The organism is Chitinophaga sp. (assembly GCF_036569125.1).
Classification (GTDB): Bacteria; Bacteroidota; Bacteroidia; order Chitinophagales; family Chitinophagaceae; genus Chitinophaga.
Window position 1 is genome coordinate 1 of sequence record NZ_DATCRF010000525.1, and the last position, 2,779, is coordinate 2,779.

A 2,779-nucleotide genomic window follows, 5' to 3' on the forward strand; every position below is an offset into this window, starting at 1 on the left:
CTACCAATGAGGACCGCTTTGTATTATCGTGCTGGCATGTGCTGAAGGGGGATACGGATTTTGATGCGCGTTTTATTCAACACCCGTTTGTTGTAGATAATAACAGCGCTATTATAGCAGACCTGGAGGCGGGCGGCATCCTGGATACGCTGGATTACGGGCTGGCGCGCTGCCGGCCCAATATGCCGGTTATCACGAATAGCTGGCTGATCACCGCCCTGGAGCTGCCCACGCCCTTTAAGCACCGCCTGGTAGAAACAGATGATATTAAGAAACATATCACGGTCCGCTATTTTGATGTGGAAACGCAGGCGGCTGTAAATGGCATTGTTTACACGGTTTGCCCCGAAGTGCAGGTAGATTACCGCGATAAGTCGCGCATGGTGCAGGATGTAATTGTGCTGCAGAAAGATAGGAACATTGTACTGCCGATCTCTCAGCCCGGCAATTCAGGCGCGCTTTTATTTGATGCAAATAATGACGCCATCGGCATGATCATAGCCGGTGACGACAACTATACCTACGCCATAAAATTGTCCAATTTCTTCAACCTTCATAAGGAAAAATCCTTTGCCTGATGACAAAAATTTACCTGACGATGGTGCTGTTTGTTTGCACCTTTATCCCTGCCTTTTCCCAAACTGAAAATCTATTGAAGATAGATGTAAGCGGACCTACGCTCGCCGATGTAACCTTTAGCTATAAAGGCCAGCTCAAGCCCAGCTTAATAAGACTGGATAGCTCCTGGAAGCTAACGCTGAATGATGCCGGCCACCATGCACTCAGAATAAGCCTGGTGAATATGGTAGGGCAGATGGATAGCCTGACCTTTAATAGCCTGGGTTTTATACAGCCGGTTAAGGACCGGAAAATTGAAAGCTTTCAGCTGGCGGAAACATTTACGCTAAAGGTGTACCTGAACGATAGCCTGTTCATTTCCAGGCAATGTACCTATGCAGCCGCTCCTGTTGCTGCTGGTACTCCCGCACCTGTAGTAGCGCCCGTTGTAACTCCGCCGGCCGGGGCCGGGCAGCGGCCGACAGCTGTTGCCAATGTAGGCGCTATGATCAATGATGCATTAAAGCTGGCCGGCAATCCCACACCAGGTGAGGCGCAGGATATACTGGCCTATTACGCCGGCGTGGAAAATACAACCATCGCTATCCAGGCTGCTTATAAAGGCAATAAGCACCTGCAGACCTTTATAGCGGTAAGAATAGCTGCCGGCGGCCAGAGCAACGGTAACTTTGTAAGCTCCCTGCTGAATAATGTTGGCGGCCTGGATGTAACCAATCTTGCACTGGGTGCAACGGACTTTATTATCAAACGCGGAAAGGAGGAGCTGAACATCGCATTCTTTAAAAAGTTCCAGGACTTAATTTCCAAACCGGAGCTGCGGGACCTGCAAACCGTTTTCCCCGCCACCTGGCGCACCTTATACCTGGTGGGCGATGATATTTACAATTACAACCGCTACTTACAAACCTTACAGAACGCCTTTAAGAACGACATAGCGCAGCTCCCGGCCAACCTGCCTTCTATTATTGATAATCACCCCTTGTTCTTTGCAGCGCATCCTGAGCTGGAAGCCAGTTTGCGCAGCGGCCTTTACTTTGCCACCAGCCTGCGCGACGGCGTGCACCCCGGTGAGATCATAGACCAGTATGATGCATCATTGCTGGATAATTTTGAACGAACCATCACCCCGGCAGGCGTGGTAACCAATCCTTACTACAAAACCTCGGTGGAGCTTGTACAGCTGCTTTCTTTTTCACTCCGTAACCAAACCACTGAAACCAATACAGCGTACTGGGTAGCGCCTAAAATGCTGCAGCAATTAGTAGCCAACCCCGTTGCTGCTAAGTATTTTTTAGGACTGTTATACCAATACGGCAAAACCAGGTTTACACAGCTGAACTTCAAAACCGGCAGCGGCACCTTTAATGTGCTGGAGAATATAAATAACCTGGCAGACCATGAAGCGGATATTAAAGAATGGTTCAACTACCTGTCAACCCTGGTTATAAAAACGCAAAGCCTCAATGCTTTGGTGAAAACCTATGAGCGGCAAAGCAGCGACTCTATGAAGATAGAGCAGCTTTATACTTACTTTCAGGCATCGGTAGATCTTTTAAAATATGCAACGCGCGTAACGCAGCTGCCAGGCCTGCAGGATCCGGGGCTGGGACAAAAATTCTCCGTGTATTTTGAAACAGCGGATGCTGCTGCTTCGCTCATTGTAAATGCAAACCGTGCGCAGTATACCGCTGCAGTATCAGATGCGGTACGCATCTATGACCTGGTGCGCAATAAGTATCATGAAGCAACGGTTAAATTATTAAAGGATGCGCTGGCTGCTAACGGCATCACAGCTGAGCAGAAGAAAGTGCTTGAAGCGCAATTGCAAAAAGAGATGGCGGTGAGCGGCTTAACAAAGAACTTTTTCCGTTACGGAACTTTTATGGCCACGGTAGCAGACGCAGATTCGCCTAAAGAAGTATCGGATGCTATTGAAGCATTTGCATTACCGGCAGGTTCTTCCCGCATTAAAAGAGAATCGCCGTTCAATGTTTCACTGAACGCCTATGCCGGCCTGTATGCCGGTTACGAGCGCATTAGCGGTCTTAAGGCAGATAAAGATGTGAAGATCAATTCCTATGGGGTAACCGTACCCATTGGGGTCGCCATCAGCACCAGCCGTTGTCATTGGTCTTATTCCGCATTCCTTTCTCTTATAGATCTGGGCGCAGTTGCGGCTTTCCGGGTAAAGAACGATTCT

The 2,779-nt window shown here is 48.9% G+C and carries 2 protein-coding genes; both read left to right on the forward strand.

Going from position 1 to position 2,779, the window contains the following annotated elements; translation table 11 throughout:
* On the forward strand, positions 1-578 hold a 578-nt coding region (locus VIM87_RS19795), incomplete at its 5' end, for a hypothetical protein (RefSeq protein WP_331998674.1).
* Positions 578-2,779 (forward strand): hypothetical protein (locus VIM87_RS19800; RefSeq protein ID WP_331998675.1); only part of this gene is annotated, 2,202 nt, incomplete at its 3' end. The genes VIM87_RS19795 and VIM87_RS19800, both read left to right, overlap by 1 nt.